Annotated in this window: 18 protein-coding genes and 1 tRNA gene; 6 read left to right on the top strand and 13 right to left on the bottom strand. The window is 60.8% G+C overall.

Annotated features, from left to right (window positions below):
- Positions 1 to 3: 3 nt before the first annotated feature.
- From bfr to BG841_RS07980, 8 genes are all read right to left on the bottom strand, one after another.
- Positions 4 to 480 (bottom strand): bacterioferritin, encoded by a 477-nt coding sequence (bfr, locus tag BG841_RS08015; RefSeq protein ID WP_070057180.1) that lies wholly within the window; start codon positions 478 to 480, stop codon positions 4 to 6.
- 107 nt (positions 481 to 587) lie between these two features.
- Positions 588 to 794 carry a bacterioferritin-associated ferredoxin gene (locus BG841_RS08010; RefSeq protein ID WP_070057179.1) on the bottom strand — a complete coding sequence of 69 codons (207 nt, stop codon included), beginning with the start codon at positions 792 to 794 and terminating at the stop codon, positions 588 to 590.
- A 100-nt stretch (positions 795 to 894) separates the two neighbouring features.
- Positions 895 to 2,187, bottom strand: coding sequence for a Xaa-Pro dipeptidase (gene pepQ, locus BG841_RS08005; protein WP_070057178.1), 1,293 nt, complete (start codon positions 2,185 to 2,187; stop codon positions 895 to 897).
- Positions 2,188 to 2,211: 24 nt separating this feature from the next.
- Positions 2,212 to 3,231 carry an ABC transporter ATP-binding protein gene (locus tag BG841_RS08000; protein WP_070057177.1) on the bottom strand — a complete coding sequence of 340 codons (1,020 nt, stop codon included), beginning with the start codon at positions 3,229 to 3,231 and terminating at the stop codon, positions 2,212 to 2,214.
- Entirely contained in the window at positions 3,228 to 4,226 is a 999-nt protein-coding gene (locus BG841_RS07995; protein ID WP_070057176.1) for an ABC transporter ATP-binding protein, read from the bottom strand. Before BG841_RS07995 ends, BG841_RS08000 begins: the two co-directional genes overlap by 4 nt.
- 19 nt (positions 4,227 to 4,245) lie before the next feature.
- Positions 4,246 to 5,178, bottom strand: coding sequence for an ABC transporter permease (locus tag BG841_RS07990; RefSeq protein WP_070057175.1), 933 nt, complete (start codon positions 5,176 to 5,178; stop codon positions 4,246 to 4,248).
- Positions 5,175 to 6,224 (bottom strand): ABC transporter permease, encoded by a 1,050-nt coding sequence (locus BG841_RS07985; protein ID WP_070057174.1) that lies wholly within the window; start codon positions 6,222 to 6,224, stop codon positions 5,175 to 5,177. The genes BG841_RS07990 and BG841_RS07985 overlap by 4 nt, the downstream gene beginning before the upstream one ends.
- 4 nt (positions 6,225 to 6,228) lie before the next feature.
- Positions 6,229 to 7,803, bottom strand: coding sequence for an ABC transporter substrate-binding protein (locus BG841_RS07980; RefSeq protein WP_070057173.1), 1,575 nt, complete (start codon positions 7,801 to 7,803; stop codon positions 6,229 to 6,231).
- Between the two features lie 191 nt (positions 7,804 to 7,994).
- Here BG841_RS07980 and BG841_RS07975 point away from each other — a divergent pair, with 191 nt between their 5' ends.
- Together BG841_RS07975 and BG841_RS07970 are read left to right on the top strand one after the other, a co-directional pair.
- Complete coding sequence (locus tag BG841_RS07975) at positions 7,995 to 8,540, top strand: YaeQ family protein (RefSeq protein WP_070057172.1); 546 nt, start codon at positions 7,995 to 7,997, stop codon at positions 8,538 to 8,540.
- Positions 8,541 to 8,625: 85 nt separating this feature from the next.
- Positions 8,626 to 8,702, top strand: a tRNA-Arg gene (locus BG841_RS07970).
- Between the two features lie 69 nt (positions 8,703 to 8,771).
- Here BG841_RS07970 and BG841_RS07965 read toward each other — a convergent pair.
- Genes BG841_RS07965 through BG841_RS07955 form a run of 3 tightly spaced genes read right to left on the bottom strand, consistent with a single transcriptional unit; the run spans position 8,772 to position 12,350 of the window.
- On the bottom strand, positions 8,772 to 10,790 hold the full coding sequence (locus tag BG841_RS07965) for a TRAP transporter permease (protein WP_070057171.1): 2,019 nt from the start codon (positions 10,788 to 10,790) through the stop codon (positions 8,772 to 8,774).
- Positions 10,791 to 10,823: 33 nt separating this feature from the next.
- Positions 10,824 to 11,369, bottom strand: a complete 546-nt coding sequence (locus tag BG841_RS07960) for a DUF1850 domain-containing protein (RefSeq protein WP_070057170.1) — start codon at positions 11,367 to 11,369, stop codon at positions 10,824 to 10,826.
- A gap of 21 nt (positions 11,370 to 11,390) precedes the next feature.
- Positions 11,391 to 12,350 (bottom strand): TAXI family TRAP transporter solute-binding subunit, encoded by a 960-nt coding sequence (locus tag BG841_RS07955; protein WP_070057169.1) that lies wholly within the window; start codon positions 12,348 to 12,350, stop codon positions 11,391 to 11,393.
- Between the two features lie 372 nt (positions 12,351 to 12,722).
- Between BG841_RS07955 and csiR the strand changes: the two genes are divergently transcribed.
- The 3 genes from csiR (at position 12,723) to BG841_RS07940 (ending at position 15,958) form a co-directional block, all read left to right on the top strand.
- Positions 12,723 to 13,412, top strand: a complete 690-nt coding sequence (csiR, locus tag BG841_RS07950; RefSeq protein ID WP_070057168.1) for a DNA-binding transcriptional regulator CsiR — start codon at positions 12,723 to 12,725, stop codon at positions 13,410 to 13,412.
- 133 nt (positions 13,413 to 13,545) lie between these two features.
- Positions 13,546 to 14,724 (top strand): acyl-CoA dehydrogenase, encoded by a 1,179-nt coding sequence (locus tag BG841_RS07945; RefSeq protein ID WP_070057167.1) that lies wholly within the window; start codon positions 13,546 to 13,548, stop codon positions 14,722 to 14,724.
- 28 nt (positions 14,725 to 14,752) lie between these two features.
- Entirely contained in the window at positions 14,753 to 15,958 is a 1,206-nt protein-coding gene (locus tag BG841_RS07940) for a CaiB/BaiF CoA transferase family protein (RefSeq protein ID WP_198929219.1), read from the top strand.
- A gap of 28 nt (positions 15,959 to 15,986) precedes the next feature.
- On the opposite strand, the gene BG841_RS07935 is transcribed toward BG841_RS07940, so the two are convergent.
- On the bottom strand, positions 15,987 to 17,381 hold the full coding sequence (locus BG841_RS07935) for an FAD-binding oxidoreductase (protein WP_070057165.1): 1,395 nt from the start codon (positions 17,379 to 17,381) through the stop codon (positions 15,987 to 15,989).
- 213 nt (positions 17,382 to 17,594) lie between these two features.
- Positions 17,595 to 18,590: a Bug family tripartite tricarboxylate transporter substrate binding protein gene (locus BG841_RS07930; RefSeq protein ID WP_083260216.1), complete on the bottom strand. Its 996-nt coding sequence runs from the start codon at positions 18,588 to 18,590 to the stop codon at positions 17,595 to 17,597.
- 283 nt (positions 18,591 to 18,873) lie between these two features.
- On the opposite strand from BG841_RS07930, the gene BG841_RS07925 reads away from it, so the two are divergent.
- Positions 18,874 to 19,794, top strand: a complete 921-nt coding sequence (locus tag BG841_RS07925) for a LysR substrate-binding domain-containing protein (RefSeq protein ID WP_070057164.1) — start codon at positions 18,874 to 18,876, stop codon at positions 19,792 to 19,794.
- Positions 19,795 to 19,826 lie beyond the last annotated feature (32 nt).

The raw sequence follows: 19,826 nt of genomic DNA, 5'->3' as shown, positions 1-19,826 counted from the left end.
GGGCTAGTCGGCTGCGGAAGACTGCAGCTGAATATAGTTTTCAAGCCCCATCAGCTTGATCATTTCGAGCTGGGTTTCCAGCCAGCCGATGTGCTCTTCTTCGCTGTCGAGAATGTTGCGCAGCAGCGCACGACTGGTGAAATCCTGCACTGCCTCGCAGTGCTGGATGGCCTTGAGCAGGTCGGCGTGGGCCGCGTGCTCGAGTTTGAGGTCACACTCAAGCATCTCCTGAGTGTCTTCACCGATCATCAACTTGTTGAGGTCTTGCAGGTTGGGCAGTCCACCCAAAAACAGAATACGCTCGATCAGGCGATCCGCGTGTTTCATTTCGTCGATGGATTCTTCGTAGGCTTTATCCGCCAGTTTGGTGACCCCCCAGTCTTTGAGCATGCGCGAATGCAGAAAGTACTGGTTGATAGCGGTCAATTCGTTGGCCAGTATCTTGTTCAGAAACTGAATAACGTCTTTATCACCTTTCACGGCTGATCCTCCTCTCACGGGTGTGATGAGGTAAGCATAGACGCTATGGCCGCAATAAAAAGTTTCCCAAATGCATTAGCACCAATAGTGCCGCAGGGCCAGGCACGTCAGGCGGGCGACGCCAACAGATCCGCCAGCGCGAGATAGTCTTCCGCCCGGCTCTCCCGAAGAATGCCCCGTGCCATGCTGGCACAGCGACCACACTGGGTGCCGACACCGAGTTCTTTGCCAAGCTGGCGCATGGAAGCGCAGCCGTTTTCGGCGGCGGCGCGGATGTCCCTATCGGTCACCCCGTGGCACAGGCATACATACATAGTGCGGTACTCTTAATCATCATCGTCAATATGAGTGATAATTATTACCATTTGCGCCCTCAAAAACAACCCCATCGCGGTAACATTTCAGCAACCAGGATCAGGATAAATACCGCCGCGTCAGGTTGTCACTGCCGGCGGCGGTCACCACCAGATTGTCCTCTATGCGGATGCCTCCGCAGGGCCGCAATTCGTCCAGCATGGGCCGGTTGATATGCTTGCCGAGCGCGCCTGCCAGCAAGGGTTCAAGCAGTGACGGGATGAAGTACACGCCGGGTTCAATGGTGACTACCATGCCAGTTTCCAGGGGACGGGTCAGGCGCAAAAACGGCGCGTGGTCCGGCGCCTTGCGGGGCTTGCCGGCCACGTCGTGCACCTGCACCCCCAGCAGATGTCCCAGGCCGTGGGGGAAAAAGACCCGGGTGATGCCGCGGGTCACTATCGCCTCTTCAGTCAGCCCGGTCACCAGTCCGAGGGCACGCAGCAAGGTCGCCAGGGCCCGATGGGTGGTGTCGTGCAGGGCAACAAAATCCACCCCGGGCGCGACCGCGGCGCAAACCCGCCGCTGGATGGCCTCCAGGCCGTCAATCAGCGCCTGGAACAGATCCTGGCCGGGGGCCGCATAGGTGCGGGTGATGTCCGATCCGTAGCCCCGGTACCGGTAGCCCGCATCGATCAGCAAACTGCGGCCCTCGGGCGGCCGCTCGGACGCATAATATTGGTAATGCAGGATTCCTGCATGCTCATTGAGCCCGATGATGCTGTGATAGGGCGCTTCTGCGGCACGCTGGGCGGTCGCCTGCTGATAGGCCAGACTGATGTCAAACTCGCTGCCGCCGGCTAAAAAGGTGTGAGCCGCCGCTTGGTGTCCTCGCGCGGCACGTGCACTGGCCACCTCCAGACAATGCAGTTCATAGGGGGTTTTGTGGACCCGGGCAGCCTCCACGCCGCCCAGTAAGGCCGCTGGATTGGGGTCCGCAGCCACCCCGACAAGACACGCCGGATCCCCCAGCACTGCCACCCGGCCACAATCGCTCAGGTCCGGTACCGAACGGCTGCGCATTCCCTGCACATCGAGCAAATCGGTCCAGGGAGCCTGGGGTAGCGCCGGCGTGGCGTGCCAGAAATCCTCCGGTGTATACACCCACAGCACCGGTCGGTGACCGGGACGTATAAGCAACCAGCTGTGCTCCAGTTCCGGCAGGCCGGTCCAGTGCACAAACGGGCCGTAGCCCTGAAACACATAACTGTGGTCGTCACCGTACCGCAAGGGTGCCGCCCCGGAACTGATGAGCAAGGCGTCGTATCCGGCCTGGGTCACCGCCTGCTCGTAGCGTTGTTGCAGGGTTGCTACGTGCTCAACTTGCAGTCGTTCGATGCTGATCTCCGCCATGGCCTCGTCTCTTCGCTGGATGGGTTAGAGCCGGCCTTCCTCAACCCCATGGCAGGCCACCCGGGTGCCGTCGTCGGTCGCGATCAAGCGAGGAATTTCTTCCTTGCAGCGGGCGTTGGCATAGGGGCAACGCCCGTGGAACACGCACCCCGAGGGCAGCTGCACCGGCGTGGGTACCTCACCCTGCAGCCGGATATGGTTGGGCCGTTCATCCTCCAGACGGGGAATGGCCGACAGCAAGGCCTGAGTATAAGGGTGTCGGGGTTTGGCGAACAGTGTGGCGGTGGTTGCCAACTCGCAAATGCGCCCCAGGTACATGACCGCCACCCGGGTGCCAAAATGTTCCACCACGGCCAGATCGTGGGTGATAAAAAGATACGTCAGCCCGCGGGAGTCCTGGGCTTCCTTCAGCAGGTTCAGAACCTGCGCCTGGATGGAGACATCCAGCGCGGAGATGGGTTCGTCCGCGACAATAAATTCCGGATCAACCACCAGCGCACGGGCAATGGCGATGCGCTGGCGCTGGCCCCCGGAAAACTCGTGACCGAAGCGCTTCCCCCAGTCCGGATCAATGCCCACCGAGGCCATGACTTCGGCCACCTTGGCTTGTACCTGCTCCGGTTTCCAGTCGCGGCGATGAAACCGGATGGGTTCTTCCAGTGTTTGCTGGATGGTCATGCGCGGGTTCAGCGAAGCATAGGGATTCTGGAAGATCATCTGCATTTTGCGACGATAGGGCATGGCCGCAGCACGACTCAGGTTATCGATCCGCTGGCCTTCGTAATGCACCTCGCCAGCCGTCGGCGACAGCAACCCCATCACGGTGCGCGCCACGGTGGACTTGCCACACCCCGACTCGCCCACCACGCACAGTGCTTCGCCCGGTTCTATGTCCAGATCCACGCCATTGATGGCGTGCACGTATTCCCGGTGCCGGGTCAGGCGCCCCTCGCGAAAACGCAACTGGTCCAGCAAACCGCCGGACAGATCGAACCGCTTTTCCAGCTGGCGCACGCGAACCAGCGGGGCCTTGTCTGCGCTCATTGACCCACCTCCAGTATCGCCTTGCCTGCTGCCAGACGGTCCTCAACCTCGTAGCAGGCCACATCGACCGCACCGGAGCGGACATAGTCCGGCATGGTCTCAAGACAGCGCTCCATCACAAACGGACACCGGGGGTTGAACGGACACCCCGGTGGCACCCGGTTAAGCGACGGCATGGAACCCGGTATCTGATAGAGTCGCGTGCCCGGCTCACCTACCTGGGGTAACGCTTTGATCAATCCCTGGGTGTAGGGGTGCCGCGGGTGATGGATGATGTCCCGTGTCGGCCCCTGCTCAATGATGCGCCCCGAGTACATCACCAGCATGCGCTGGGTCACTTGCGCCACCACCCCGAGGTCGTGGGTGATCAGCATCAGCGCCACCTGTTCCTGCTCACACAACTCCAGCAGCAGCGCCATGATCTCGGCCTGGATGGTCACGTCCAGGGCGGTGGTGGGTTCATCGGCAATGATGATCTCCGGCTCCAGCAACAGCGCAATGGCGATGATCACCCGCTGGCGCATTCCGCCTGAGAGTTCATGGGGGTATTGGTCGAGCCGTTTTTCCGGTGACGGGATCTGCACTTTGCGCAGATTGTCTATGGCGATGGCACGGGCATCCGCGGTGCTGATTCGCCGGTGTGCCTGCAGGGTTTCCACCATCTGGGTGCCGATGGAGATGACCGGATTCAGCGTCATCATCGGGTCCTGAAAGATCATCGCGATGCGGTGGCCCCGAATATCGCGCAACTCCCGCGGTTTCATGGTCGCCAGATTACGCCCGTCAAACAGCACTTCACCGCCGGCAATGTAGCCGGGCCGGGCAATCAGGTTCAGGATCGCGAACGCCGCCACCGATTTGCCGGCGCCGGACTCCCCCACCAGCCCCAACCGCTCGCCCTTGTCCAGCGAAAAGCTGATCCCGCGCAACGCTTTCAGATCTCCGCCGCGCACCGCAAACCGGACATCCAGATTATTTACTTCCAGCAGTGCCATGGGTGGCCCTCTTTGCTCCTCAACCTTTGTACAACCGCGGGTTCATGACGTCGCGGAGCCAGTCGCCCAACAAGTTGATCACCAGCACCAAGACCACCAGCACCACCCCTGGGATCAGGGTGATCCACCAGGAACCGCTCTGGATGTAATCAAACCCGGATTTGATCAACGAGCCCAATGATGGCTGGGTTTCCGGCATCCCCAGACCGAGAAACGACAGGGCCGCTTCGGAGATGATCGCATTGGCAATCTGTACGGTGCCAATCACCAGTATGGGCGACAGGGTGTTGGGCAGAATGTGGCGGAACATAATGCGCCGGGCCCCGAAGCCCATGACTCTGGCGGCATCCACGTACTCTTTCTTCTTTTCCGCCAGCACCGAGGCGCGCACCGTGCGGGCGATCTGCGGCCATTCCGCCACGCCGATGATGAAGATCAGCAGGTACACCGCAATGTCGCCAAACATCAGGTTGCCGAAACTGGCCTTGAACACCGCCCCCACAATGATGGCCACCATGAGGGTGGAAAACGACAACTGCACATCGGCAATGCGCATCAGAATGGCGTCCACTCGGCCCCCGAAGTAACCCGCCAGCAGACCGAACAGGATACCCAGCACGGATTGCAGCACCACAGCACCAAAGCCGATCAGCAGCGACACCCGGGTGCCGTAGAGAATCGTGGACAGCATGTCCCGACCCTGGGCATCGGTACCCAGCGGGAACGCCGGGTCGCTGCCCGCGCTGCCCATGGGGGGCAGCTCCGAGTTCATGATATTGATTTGCGCCAGGTCGTAAGGGTTGGTCGGCGCCAGCAGCGGCGCCAACAGCGCCGCACACACCATCAACACAAACACCAGCAGACTGAGCATGGCCACTTTGTCGCGCACAAAACTGTGCCACAGATCGGACTGGCGCAACCGTTGCCAGCGGGAAAGCGTTACCGCAGTCATGCTTTCTTCCCGGTCAGGTTAACGGTGGGATTGACCAGACCGTAGATCAGATCCACCACCGTATTGGTAATGACAAAAATCAGCCCCACCACCATCAGATACGCCACGATCAGTGGAATGTCGCTGCGGGTGATGGCTTCCAGGAACATCAGCCCCACCCCCGGCCACTGAAACACGGTTTCCGTCAGAATGGTGTAGGCCACCATGGTGCCCACCTGCACCCCGCCCACGGTGATCACCGGCAACATGGTGTTTTTCAACGCGTGCAAGAAATGAATCCGCCGGGGGGCCAAGCCCTTGGCCTGGGCGAAGCGGATGTAATCGCTTTGCAGCACTTCCAGCATCTCCGCGCGGATCAGCCGGATAAACAGCGGCAGCATGATGGACGCCAGCGATATGGACGGCAGGATGAGGTGCAACAACCCGCGCTGGCTGAAAAACCCGGATTCCCAGGTGCCGAACAGTGGCACCAAGGCGTCGCCGCGCCCGTACGAGGGCATGCCGCCGTTGGTACTCAACGCCTCATTCAGCCAGTGCCCCCAACCGGTATCTTCGGGGAATACGGTGACCGTCACACCAATGGAAAACAGCTGGATCAGAACAATGGCGGTGAGAAACACCGGAATGGAGATGCCGACGATGCTGACGCCCATGAAAAACCGGGACAGCAGCGCCCGGGGTTTGATGGCCGCGTAGACGCCAATCGGCACCGACAGGAAAAATATGATCAGACTGGCGCCAATGACCAGTTCGAGGGTGGCCGGCAGGTGGTTCAGAATCACCTCGACCGTGGGTTCGCCGTAGAAATAGGACACCCCCAGATCTCCCCGCAGAGCCTTCCCGGCGAAGCGGGCGTACTGCACCACCAGTGGATCGTTCAGCCCCAGCTCCTCACGGATCTGTTGCCGTTCCTCCATGGAAACCGACAGCCCCACCAGTTCCTGCAGCGGGTCACCCAGCCCGTCCTGGATGGCAAAACTGACCAGGCTGATGACAAACATCACCAGCATGGCCTGGGCAACCCGCTTGATCAGAAACGCCAGCATGGGGCTACTCGATCACCAGATCCCCGAGATAGGGGAAGTTCATTACGTTGAGGATGGGTTCGATCTGCACATTTTTACGCGCGGCCCACGCCAGATCCTGCCAGTGCAGCGGCACAAAAGCAGCGTCGTCGTGCAGGCGCCGCTCAATGTCCTGCAGCATCGCAGTGCGCGTGTCCGGGTCGGTTTCCACGTTGGCCCGGGTCACCAGGGCATCGATCTCCTCGTTGCAATAATTACCGGCGTTGTACTGGCCGCGCCCGGTTTCCGTGTCGGGGCACATGGTGAGAAACTCGAAGAAGTTGGCCGAGTCCTCGGTATCCGAATGCCAGCCGATCATCATCATATCGGCAGCGCGGGCATCAAACTCGGGCCAGTACTGGGCTTTGGGCAGAGTTTTCAGATCCACTTTGATGTTGATCTGCGCCAGCATCGCGGCCACCGCCTGAGCGATTTTGTCGTCGTTCACATAACGGTTGTTGGGGGCCATCATGGTGATGGTAAAACCGTCCTCGTAACCCGCTTCTTTCATCAGCGCCTTCGCCTTGTCCACATCGAACCGCGGTTTCAGGTCCGGGTTGTACCCCTGGTAACCCTCCGGTGACAGCTGTGCGGCCGGGGTGGCAAAATCTTTCATGATGCGCGCCACTATGCCTTCCTGATTGACCGCGTAGGCAATCGCCTGGCGCACCCGCACATCCCGAAACGGCTCGAAGCGCTGTTGATCCAGGTGAAACAGGATGATCCGGGTACCGCTCATGGTCACCAGCTGGCTGTTGGCGTCCCGGCGAATACGGTCCAGATCCGTGGGCGGCACCGGGGCAATAAAGTCCACCCCACCGGACAGCAAAGCGGACACCCGGGTGTTGTTTTCCTTGATCGGGGTCATCACAATTTTGCCCACGTTACCGGGTGATTGCGTATCCCAGTAACCCGGAAAACGATCAAACACCGTGCGCACCCCTTGTTGGCGGGAGGTGACGGTGTAAGGACCGGTACCGGAGACATTGCGCGAGGCAAACGAATTGCCGTGCTTGGTGATCGTCGCCTTGTCGTTGCCCTTGTCGTCCTGACCGCTGTAGAACTCTTTGTCCAGCGGGAACAGATAAGTCATCGCATTCAGGACCAACGGGTAAGGCTCGCTGGTGATCAGCTCAAAGGTGTAGTCGTCGATGATCTTGAGCTCGGTGAACGGCTCGAAAATGGCCTTGAAATCCGGACTGACCTTCAACCGCTCAAAAGTGAACAGCACATCCGCACTCGTGAGCGTGTTGCCGGAATGGAAGGACACGCCCTCCCGCAGTTTGAATCGCATGGTGTTGTCGTCCACCCGCTCCCAGCTTTCCGCCAGCCGGGGCTCGAAGTCGATGTCCTGGGTCCAGCGCAGCAGCGGGTCAAACACCATGTGGGACAACTGCAGAATGCCACCGGAGAGTTGCTCATGAATGTCCAGAGTCACCGGGTCGGCGTCATAAGCCAGTCTGAGGGTTTTGTCGGCCTCCGCAGCCAGCGTCATGGGGGCTATCGACAGCGCAGCGGCGAACATCACACTGCTGGTAAACGTTGTGATCAATGTTTTCATCGCGTATTCCGTCGCTCTTGTAAGTGTTGTTGGCGGTGCACCGAATACTGCCTTCGTTTCGTTCCGATGCAATGCCATACAACATAGCCTTCCCGGACACGTTTTCCCAGTCGAGATAACAAGATAGTGATGGCCATCGCAGTCGGCGGCATTCCGTGTAAACTACCGGCATCAATCAACAGGGAGCTGACATGGCACTCAAGGCCACCATATTCAAAGCCGAACTCGGCATCGCCGACCTGGACCGGGGTTATTACCACACCCACCAGCTCACGCTCGCGCGCCACCCCTCGGAAACCGACGAGCGGCTGATGCTGCGCCTGCTCGCCTTCGCACTTAACGCCAGTGATACCCTTGAGTTCTGCCGAGGCATCAGCACCGACGATGAACCCGCGTTATGGCAGAAAAGCCAGAGTGACGACATCGAACTGTGGATCGAACTGGGACTGCCGGATGAAAGCCGGTTGCGCAAAGCCTGCAACCGTGCCCAGCAGGTCATTTTGTACACCTACGGGGGCCGGGCGGTGCCCGTGTGGTGGGACAAAATCCGCACCCGACTGACCCGCTTCAACAACCTGCGGGTGATCAACCTGCCCACATCGCAATGCGAGCAACTGGCGGGGATGGCGGCACGCACCATGCAATTGCAATGCACCATTCAGGACGGTGAACTCAGCCTCGGTGACCACCACCAGCTGACGGCGGTCAGCCCTGAACCCATTTATCCTGCGCAATAACCGCGCGGGGGCTGGACACTTCATCAGGACACACGTAAGATTGCGCTCTCGAATTTGACGTAGCACACCAACGTCACCTTCGATTGCGCCCGTAGCTCAGCTGGATAGAGCGCTGCCCTCCGGAGGCAGAGGTCTCAGGTTCGAATCCTGACGGGCGCGCCATATTGCAAAAGGCCCCACGTGAACGCGTGGGGCCTTTTTTGGTTGGCTGTGTTCCATGCAGAACAAAGCTTACGCCTTGGCCAGCGGCGCCGGCGCCTCCCGCCTGCTCGCCCACCAGTTCCCACCAATCGCAATCACCATCACCGCCGCACCGGCCATTTCAGCCAGCAGGCTGGGGTAGAACACGCCCACAATGGCCGCGGTGATGGCCAGCCGGGGCAGCCACGACATACGGGTAAACAGGTAGCCTTCCAGGGCCGCCGCAAAGGCGCCCAGGGCCACCAGGGCAATGGCCCCGTTCCAGATGATCTCCGCCGGGGTGCCGCCCACAATGATCTCCGGGTTGAACACCATGAACAGCGGGATCAGGTAGAGCCCCTTGGCAAACTTCCACGCCTGGAAGGCGGTTTCCATGGGTTTGCTGCCCGCGATCGCCGCCCCGGCAAAGCCGGCCAGGGCGATGGGCGGCGTCACGTTGGAATCCTGGGAGTACCAGAACACCACCAGATGGGCGACCAGCAAGGGAATGCCGAACTCCTGAGTCAGCGCCGGGCCGACAAGGACAATCAACACGATATAACTGGCGGTGACCGGCAGCCCCATGCCCAGAATCAGGCTGGCCAGCAACACCATGATCAGCGCCAGCAGTATATTGCCGCCGGAGAAGGCCAGCATCATCGCAGAGAATTTCAGCCCCAACCCGGTCAATCCGACTACCCCGACGATGATTCCGGCCACCGCGCAGGCCATGGACACCGCCACCGCATTGCGCGCGCCCAGCTCCAGACCCTCCCTCAGTTTGGCCAATCCGGCCCGCATCACCCGTTTAACCTCGGCGCTGGTCACCGGCTGACCCTGTTGGGGTGCCACGAAGAAAAACCACAGGGCATAACGCAACACCGCCACCGCCACGGTGGTGACCACGGCATAAAACCCGACACGCATCGGCGACATACTCAACGCCAGCAGCCAGACCAGCACCGCCAGCGGCAGCAAAAAGTGCCAGCCGGCGCTCATCACCTGACGCATTTGCGGCAGCTCGTCTTTGGGCAGTCCCTGCATGCCCTGCTTGAGGGCGATGATGTGCACAAACAGGTACACGGTGGCGAAATACATAATCGCGGGCAAGATGCTGATCTTGACGATCTCCACGTAGGGCGTGTTGGTGTACTCGGCGATCAGGAAGGCCCCTGCGCCCATCAACGGCGGCATGATCTGCCCGCCAGTCGAGGCCGCCGCTTCGACCCCGCCCGCCTGCTTGGGCTTGTAGCCCAGCCGCTTCATCAGGGGAATGGTGAAGGCGCCCGTGGTGACCACGTTGGCAATGGCGCTGCCGGAGATGGACCCCATCCCCGCCGACGCCAGCACCGCAGCCTTCGCCGGCCCGCCGCGCTGGCGACCGGTGGCCGCATAGGCCATATCGATGAAGAATTTGCCCGCCCCGGTGCACTCCAAAAAGGCCCCGAACAGCACGAAAATGAAGATGTAGGTGGCCGCGACGCCCAGCGGCAGACCGAAGATCCCCTCCTGGCCCAGATAGAGGTGACCGGCGACCCGGTCGATGGTGTAACCCCGGTGTTCCAGAATGCCCGGCATCCATTCGCCCAACCACGGCAGTTCACCCCGCGGCCCCGCGAACGCGTAGGCAACCGCCAGTACGCCAATCACGGTCATGCCAAAGCCCACTGCGCGGCGACTGGCTTCCAGTACGGTCACCGTGGCGATACAGGCCACCACTATATCGGTTTGGTTCCAAAACCCCGCCCGATTGAAAATCTCATCCAGGTTGAGCGCCAGATAGCCACCCGTCACCACCGCACCGGCCAGAAACAGCGCGTCCAGCGCCCACCCCAGCGGCCCGCGTGTCCGGGTTGCCCCGAACACGGGGTAGATTAAAAACGCCAGGATCATGATCAGTGACAGGTGGATGCTGCGCTGGTAAAACAGTCCCAGAGGCTGCAGACCCGCAGCGTAGAGTTGAAACAGGGATAGGCCCACCGCCACGAAGGTGATAGTCCACAGCACTGCGCGAGGCTGGACGACCAACCGTTTTGCCTGCGCGGGCGATGATTGCCTGGATTCGTTCATAGTCAGTTCCGTCAAACGCTGTCTTGGTTGTTGTTAGGGACGGGGGGCGCACCGGATCAGCTGGATGGTGACCCGTTCGCCCGGTGCTTGCGCACTCAGGCTGACTTCCCGGCGCTGGGTGCCGTCTCGCCAGACCACCCGATGATTGACCGCGATGGTGCCCACACGCAATACATATCGATTGTGGGCCACCGGTTCGTCAATGCCATTGATCCAATACCCGCCCTGGCCGTCCGAGATTTGCTCACCCCGCCCCACCGTGTGCCCCAGACCGGCGGCAAAATCAGGCTGATGACTGCGCTCCAGTTGCAGCACGCCGGCACGGTTGCGATAGCAGTCTTTGACGGTGAACCCTTGCACCGAATGGTTCCACTCCATACACCAGCGCATACCCGGGGGAACTGCGATATCCATCAGTAACTCACCTTGCCCGGTCACCGCTTGCAGACGGTGGGGTGGATGGGCCGCAGCAGGGGGCGGCCCCGCTGCGGCGAGTGGCAAGCCAGTCATCCAAAACACGGTCAACCAGCGACCGGTCGCCAGCAAGCGCAACCGCGCCGCACTGCCTTGGCGTTGCATGGCTGGTTGCCCTGCTACAGGTTAAAGACGCAGACGATCCGGAATCTCGGCGCCCACCTCTTCAAAATAACGCAGTGCCCCTGGATGCAGCGGCACCGGTGTCGAGTCCATGGTGAACTTGACGGTCGTGTTGTTGGCTGCCGGGTGAACCGCGATCAACTCGTCGGTCTTCTCGAACAGCAGTTTGGTCAACTGATAGGCCAGCTCTTCGTCCATGTCTGCATTGACCACCAGCACGTTGGGGATACTGATGACCTGCACCGCTTCGTCCATGCCGTCGTAGGTCCCGGCGGCCAGCTCATAGGGCGCAAACACGGGGTCTTCCTTCAGCGCCTTGGCCAGTTCTTCTTCCGACAGGCCAATCAGACGGACGTCCCGGGTGGCGGCCAGGTTCAGAATGGAACTGGTGGGTGGCCCGACGCTCCAGAAACCGGCATCGATATCACCGTCGCGAATCGCATCGGCGGTCTCGTTGAAGTTAAAGCGCTGCGGAGTGAAATCACTGTAGTCGATCCCATTGGCTTCCAGCAGCGCCCGCACATTGAGTTCGGTGCCGCTGCCCGGCGCGCCTACAGACACCCGCTTGCCTTTCAGATCGGCAATCGAATGAACATCGGATCCCGCCAGGGTCACCAGCTGCACGGCGTTGGGGTACACCGAGGCCAAAGCGCGGATCTTGTCAATCCGGCGCCCCTCAAAGTTGTCGGTGCCGGTGTACGCCTGGTACACGGTATCGGCCAGCGCCAGCGCCAGGTCGGCGTCGCCGCGCATGATCAGCCCCATATTCTCGACCGACGCTCCGGTGACTTCGGCGGTGGCCTTGGCGCCATCGATATGTTTGTTGATCATTTCAGCGAAACCGCCACCGATGGGGTAGTACACGCCACCGGTCCCGCCGGTGGCAATCGAGAGCTGTTGGGCGCTAGCCGGGAGTGCAACCGCCAGCATGGCCACGGCAGCAGCTTGTTTGAGAATTCGCATGAGCTTTCCTCCGTCCTTTTTGGACTTGTTGGTTTTATTGACGTTTCAAGGATGTGTTGAAGTCAACGCAGATGCGTGTGACTGCAGGGTAAGCAATTGGTAGCGAACGGTTAGGGCGTCTTGGGTGTTAAGGCCTCCTGACAGCAGTTGATCTTGTTATAAAATTGTCAGATTTATAAGCAGTGTACGCAACTATCTGATAAAAAGCAGTAGCTTAACCCAGCAGATTTGCGGCGACCGACCGGCGGCGAACATGCCTAAAAAACGATGAAATTACAAACGAATATATAACACTATGCCAAGTTGTTAACATTTGCCCATAATATCCGCCAGCTTACATTTTTCGTTCAGACCGTCAGGAGCCCCACCGTTATGGAGTCAGCTGCGCCGCGCCAGAATCTGGCGACCAATGCTTACCGCCAATTGAAGCAAGACATCATTCGCGGCCGTTATGCTCCCGAACAGCGACTGTTGATGGAGCGCCTGAAAGAAGATTACGGCACCAGCACCGGGCCCCTGCGGGAGGCCTTGTCGCAGCTGGTGGCGGACCGCCTGGTGGTCGCCATCAGTCAGCGTGGCTTTCGTGTGGCGCCCATGTCGCTGGCCGAACTTAACGATATTTACGATGCCCGGGCCCAGTTTGAAGGGCTGGTGCTGCGTCTTGCCATCGAGCGCGGCGACGACGACTGGGAAGCCCAGGTACTGGCCACGGCCCACCGCCTCGCCAAGGTGAACGTCATTACCAGTGCCGACGACCTGCTCGACATCTGGGACGAGCGTCACAAAGCCTTCCACACCGCCATTGCCAGCGGCTGCGGCTCCCCCCATCTGCTGCAAATGCGCAACACCCTGTTCGATCAGGTGGAACGCTACCGTCACTTGTGGCTGCAGAAGATCGTGATGTCCCCGCAGGCGCTGGAACTCAAGCGTCAGGAACACGCTACACTGGTGGATGTGATTCTGGCCCGCGATGCCACCCGGGCGGACGCGCTGATGCGCGATCATCTGATGACCCCGGTGCCGATCATTACCCGTATTCTGGAGGCCCGCGGCATCACTTAAAATCTTCGTTTTAAAAAAACGTAGATAATTTGTAGAATCGACGATATATTTGCAGTCATTCATCGCGCTGCTCGTCCCTGTTCTTGTGGACGCCCTGTAGCACCTGTAAGTACACAACAAAGAGATCTGAGTCATGATGCATTTCAATTGGGACGACCCGCTGCTACTGGAACAACAACTCACCGAGGACGAGCGCCAGATTCGCGATGCGGCCCACGATTATTGCCAGCAAAGCCTCCAGCCCCGCGTGTTGAGCGCCTTTCGGGAGGAGCGCTTTGACCGCGAAATCATGAGCGAAATGGGCAAATTGGGCCTGCTCGGTGCCACCGTGTCGCCTGAGTACGGCGGCGCCGGAGTCAATCACGTGGCCTACGGGCTGATTGCCCGCGAAGTCGAGCGGGTCGATTCCGGTTACCGCTCCGCCATGAGTGTGCAGTCATCGCTGGTGATGCATCCCATCGAGGCCTACGGGACCGAAGAGCAAAAACACAAGTATCTGCCCCAACTGGCCAGTGGTGACATGGTCGGCTGTTTCGGTCTGACCGAGCCGGATCACGGCTCGGACCCCGGCTCCATGATTACCCGCGCGAAGAAAGTCGACGGTGGTTACCGCCTGACCGGCGCCAAGATGTGGATCACCAACAGCCCAATTGCAGACATCGCTGTGGTCTGGGCCAAATCCGACGCCCACGACAACCAGATCAAAGGCTTTATTGTCGAGCGTGGGACCGAAGGATTCAGCACCCCGACCATCGAGGGCAAAGTCTCCCTGCGGGCCTCCATCACCGGCGAAATCGTTCTCGATAATGCCTTTGTGCCCGACGAAAATCTGTTGCCCAATGTGAGCGGGCTGAAAGGTCCTTTTGGCTGTCTGAACAAGGCCCGATACGGCATCGCTTGGGGCGTCATGGGTACCGCCGAGTTCTGTTGGCACGCGGCACGCCAGTACACCCTGGACCGCAAGCAGTTCGGCCGCCCGCTGGCGGCCAACCAATTGATCCAGAAAAAACTCGCCGACATGCAAACTGAAATCACCCTGGGCTTGCAGGCCGCCCTGCAGGTGGGCCGGTTGCTGGACAGCGGCAACTGGGCGCCGGAAATGATTTCCCTGATCAAGCGCAACAACTGTGGCAAGGCGCTGGACATTGCCCGCCAGTCCCGCGACATGCACGGTGGCAACGGGGTATCCGACGAGTACGGGGTGATCCGCCATATGGTCAACCTGGAATCGGTGAACACCTACGAAGGCACCCACGATGTCCACGCCCTGATTCTCGGGCGGGCACAGACGGGCATTCAATCGTTTTATTGATGACTCTGGACGCGCATTTATGAGCAACATCCCGAAACCCCTGGCCGGCATCAAGGTACTCGACCTGTCTCGGGTGCTGGCCGGCCCATGGTGCGGGCAGATGCTCGCCGACATGGGCGCAGAGGTCATCAAGGTGGAACGGCCCGGCAGTGGCGATGACACCCGCCACTGGGGCCCTCCCTGGCTGACGGGTACCGAAGAATCGGCGTATTACCTGTGCGCCAACCGCGGCAAGCGGTCACTGACCGTGGACATCGCCACCCCTGAAGGTCAGGCACTGATCAGACAGTTGGCGGCACAATCCGACGTACTGCTGGAAAACTTCAAGGTCGGCGGCTTGCAACGCTACGGCCTGGATTACGCCAGTCTGAAGGCGCTGAACCCCAGGTTGATTTACTGCTCGATCACCGGCTTTGGCCAGGAGAGCCCCTACGCCCATCGCGCCGGATACGATTTCATGATACAGGCCATGGGCGGAATCATGAGCCTGACGGGCAAACCCGACGACGAACCGGGGGGCGAGCCGGTTAAAATCGGAGTGGCGTTTACCGATGTGTTCACCGGTATTTACGCGGCAAACGCGGTGCTTGCGGCGCTCTACCAGCGCCGCGACAGCGGCATCGGCTGCCACATTGACATGGCGCTGATGGACGTTCAGGTCGGGGTGCTCGCCAATCAGGCGCTCAACTATCTGACCTCGGGCGAAGTGCCCGGACGACTGGGCAACGCCCACCCCAATATCGTGCCTTACCAGGCGGTTGCCACCCGGGATGGCCATATGATTGTGGCGGTCGGCAACGACGAACAGTTCAAGCGGTTTTGCACGGCACTGGCGTTACCGGCTCTGGCCGATGACTCACGCTTTGCCACCAACGCCGCCCGCGTGGCCCACCGCGCGCTGCTGATGCCGCAACTGGAAGCGGCACTGGCCGAGCGCAGCACCGATGAGTGGCTGGCCACGTTGGAGGCCGTTGGCGTGCCCTGCGGCCCCATCAATACGCTCGACCGGGTGTTCGCAGACCCCCATGTACAGGCACGCAGTCTGAAACAGACCCTGCCCCACTCGCAAGCGGGCCAGGTGGATCTGGTCGCCAACCCGATCCGTTTTGACGGCGTCCAGATGAGTGCCTCCACGGCGCCGCCCCGGCTGGGCGAGCACACCGACAGCGTCCTCGACGAGTTGGGGATAACCCCCGAGCAACGCACCGCGTTGCGCGCCGCCGGCATCATATGACCGCTGCCGGGCCCAACGCTTCGCTGGATTAGTGCCCTGGATCGGGCAGCACCTTGTGACGGTTCAGCAGCTGCAGCGGATCCAGGGCGTCCTTCATCCGCTGCATCAGGGCTATTTCCGCCGGGTTACGGGACAGTTGCAACTGGTTGCGTTTGTGCAGGCCGATGCCGTGTTCGGCGGAGATCGACCCGCCCAGAGCCTGTAATGGCTCATACACCAGCGCTTCAACCCGCTGGCGGGTCACTTCGTCCTTGCCGCCGGTGGCCACCGACACATGCAGGTTGCCGTCCCCCAGGTGCCCGAACACCACCACCCGTGCATCCGTCCAGTGCTCGGCCACCGCGGTCTCCAGATTACGCACGTAGAGCTCCATGTCCGGTATGGGCAGGCTGATATCGAAGGCAAAACGTGGCGCCAGCAAATGGGACAGACCTTCGACGTCTTCCCTGATGGCCCACAGCCGCTCGCGCTGATGCTCCGAACTGGCCACCACCGCATCCACCAGCAGCTCTTTTTCAAACGCAGACCCGATCGCCCGCTCGAAGCGCTCGGCAGACCCGGCTTGCTGACTGCAGAGTGCTTCAATCAGCACATAGTAGGGCGCGTCGGCGGATATTGGAGCGGTGTGGCGCCCACTCTCGTCGGTCAACAACGCGTAGAAACTGTGCCACATCACTTCAAAAGCGCCGAGCTCGCCCCCCAAAGACTGGCGGATATCCTGCAACAGTCCGGTGAGACTGGCAAAATCGGCGCAGGCCACCAGTGCCGTGTGTGTTGCCGCGGGTTGTGGCTGCAGCCTGAGCACCGCCCGGGTGACAATACCGAGGGTGCCCTCGGTGCCGATGAACAATTGTTTGAGGTCATAGCCGGCGTTGTTCTTCAGCATGCGATTCATGGAACTGACCAGGGTGCCGTCCGCCAGCACCGCCTCCAGACCCAGGACCAGATCACGCATCATTCCATAGCGGATGACCCGCACGCCCCCGGCATTGGTGGCGATGTTGCCGCCGATGGTGCAGGAGCCACGGGCACCCAGGTCCAGCGCAAACTGCATGCCCGCCTCGGCAGCGGCCTCCTGAACGAGTTGCAAGGGAGCCCCGGCCTGCACCGTCATGGTGCCACTGACCGGGTCGACCGCCTCAATGGCGGTCATGCGCTCCAGCGAAATCACCAATTCCTCCGCGCCGGCCACGGCCCCGCCCACCAGCCCGGTGAGTCCGCCGTGGGTCACGATGGGCTGTCCGGCGGCGTGGCACAGTGCCACCACCTGCGCCAACTGGTCGGTATTGGCCGGCCTTACCAGAGCTCGGGCCAAACAGGCCTCACCGCTCAGCCAGTCCGCTCGTCGGGCGTGTACATCCTCGTCGCGCAGTACGTGATTGGGGCCGACCAGCTCTGCGACGGCGTCCAGCAGTGCGTCCATAAATTGCCTCTTGGTTGTGTTCAAATTTAGATTGGTCCAGATCAGCCCCATTGCCCCGAACAGCGTCCGGAGGCATTACCTGCCAGGCCTTCCTGAAGAGAAACCGCCCGAATCGATCTGCCGACCCCGGGCGATGGGCACCGCAACCGTCCCGGTCGCGGCGCAAACACTCCGCTACAGCGCATGGGCGGCAAATCTGCCGCCAGCGCGCTGTTATTGCTGCCGGATACCAGCCTCTGCGGCGACCATCTGCCAGCGCGCCACTTCTGACGCGATGAACGCATCGAATGCATCGCCCGACAGGGTTATGGTTTCGGCTCCGGCCTGCTCAATAAACGTGAGGAAGGTCGGATTTTGCTTGACCTGCTGCAGCGCTTTGCGCAGGGCCGCGACCCCCTCGTCCGGGAAGGTTTTATGAGCGATTACGCCGTTCCAGGAAGCGGTGGTGAAGGTATCCAGATCGTACCCTTGCGACTCCCGTACCGTGGGTACTTCGGGCAGGTAGCGGGAACGCTGGGCCGAGGTGACGGCCAACGGCTTCAACGCGCCCGATCTGATGTGGGGGAGCACGGTGGTGATATTCTCGAACGAGACGTTCACATCCCCGGTCAACAGCGCGGGCAAGGCTGCGCCGCTGCCCGGGTAGGGCACCGCAGTCAGCTGCGTTTTGGTAAACGTCTTGAACAGCTCGCCAGACATGTGAATGGAGCTGCCAACTCCGGGGTGACTGAAGGTCATGTTCTGGTGTTTCGCCGCGTCGATGAATTCGTCTACGGTGTTGTACGGGCTGTCAGCCGGCACCACCATGACATTGGGGATCTGGATGATCTTCTCAATGAACCGAAAATCGTTCACCGGATCGTATTGCAGATTGGGGTAGATAGCGGGTCCGATCACATGTCCGGGCGATGCCATAAGAATGGTATGGTCCGCATCGCGCCCTCCCCGGGCCAGCCGTCCGGTCGCTATGGTGGAACCGGCCCCGGGGCGATTTTCAACGACCACCGTGGCTTGGAGTTCTTCCTGCAACAGGTCGGCGATGCGGCGGGAGACAAGATCCGTGTTCCCCCCTGCAGAATAGGGCACGATCAGATGAATGTTTTTGGTGGGCCAGTCCGCCGCGGCCACTGAGACAGAAAACGCGCTGAGTGCCAGGAGCGCGCCCCCGGCCAGCCGGGACATTGCTTTGCCTATCGCGTTCTTTTTCATGGTGCTTCCTTCCCTTTGTCTTATTAGAATTGTTGTCAACAGTCGTGCGCAGCCACCGCCTGAAAGCCGCGTGGCTGCGCGCTATGCCCCTGGTAGCTTTGGTTTGTGTTTGCACTTCGCCTGACGTGAGGGGGCATGGCGATACGGAAGTGAACCTTCAGCCATCAGATGATCGGGGATTAACCCGCGCCAAACAAACTGATAATCTGCACCTGATTCGTTCAGTTTATGAATACTCCACCCTGCGGGCAGGAAACCAACCAGACAACGATCCGAGCTGAACATGAACCCAAGGCGTCTCACTCCCTCGATGTCATGGCTGATCGCCTTCGAAGCCGCGGCAAAGCATCTGAGTTTCACCCGGGCGGCCGAAGAACTTTCGCTCACCCAGAGCGTGGTCAGCCGCCATGTCCAGTCGCTGGAGGCGTTGCTGGAGGTCCGGTTGTTTGTGCGGGATGGCCGGCAACTCAGACTGAGCGAAGCGGGGGCGATGTATCTGCGGGAAGTCCGCAGCGGTCTGCAGCAGATACGCAACGCCTCGCGTCAGGTGAGCGCATATCGGGCATCCGGCGGATCCATCAATCTGGCCTGCCTGCCCACCTTTGCCGCCATGTGGCTCATGCCGCGCCTCTCCGATTTCTATGCCCGGCACCCGGATACCCTGGTGCACATCCACGCCAGAATCCGCCCGTTCGATATGGAGCTTGCCGGCATGGACGCGGTGATCAGCGGTGGCGACAGTGTCTGGCCCGGACTGGTGACTTATCCGCTGATTCAGGATCAGCTGGTGCCGGTCATCAGCCCCGCCCTGCTGGCGAAGGTTCCGTTGCAGTGTCCGGCTGACGCGACCGCGCACACCCTGCTGCAGGTTGCGACCCGACCGGATGACTGGAGCCAGTGGTTCTCGGCCCACGATATTCCCACGGCGACCATGCGGCCCGGGCCCCAGTTCGAAATGACCTCCCACCTGATTCAGGCCGCCGTGGCGGGCATCGGCATTGCGTTGGTGCCCTCCTGCCTGGTGGAAGAGGAACGCCATAACGGATCCTTGCTGATTCCCTTTCAATCGCCGGCCAACGCAACCCTGAACTACGACTACCGCCTGTATGTCACCCCGCACCGGGAGCTGCCGTCCACGGTCGTCGCGTTCAAGGCGTGGTTATTGGGCATGGCCAACGACAGCGGGCACAGACGCAGCTTCTGAGCGGTGGATCTGATCCGGCAAACCGCCACTCA

It is taken from the genome of Marinobacter sp. X15-166B, from assembly GCF_001752365.1.
GTDB lineage: Bacteria > Pseudomonadota > Gammaproteobacteria > Pseudomonadales > Oleiphilaceae > Marinobacter.
Note: the sequence above shows the minus strand (reverse complement) of the source record. Positions and strands in the feature narration are given on the sequence as shown.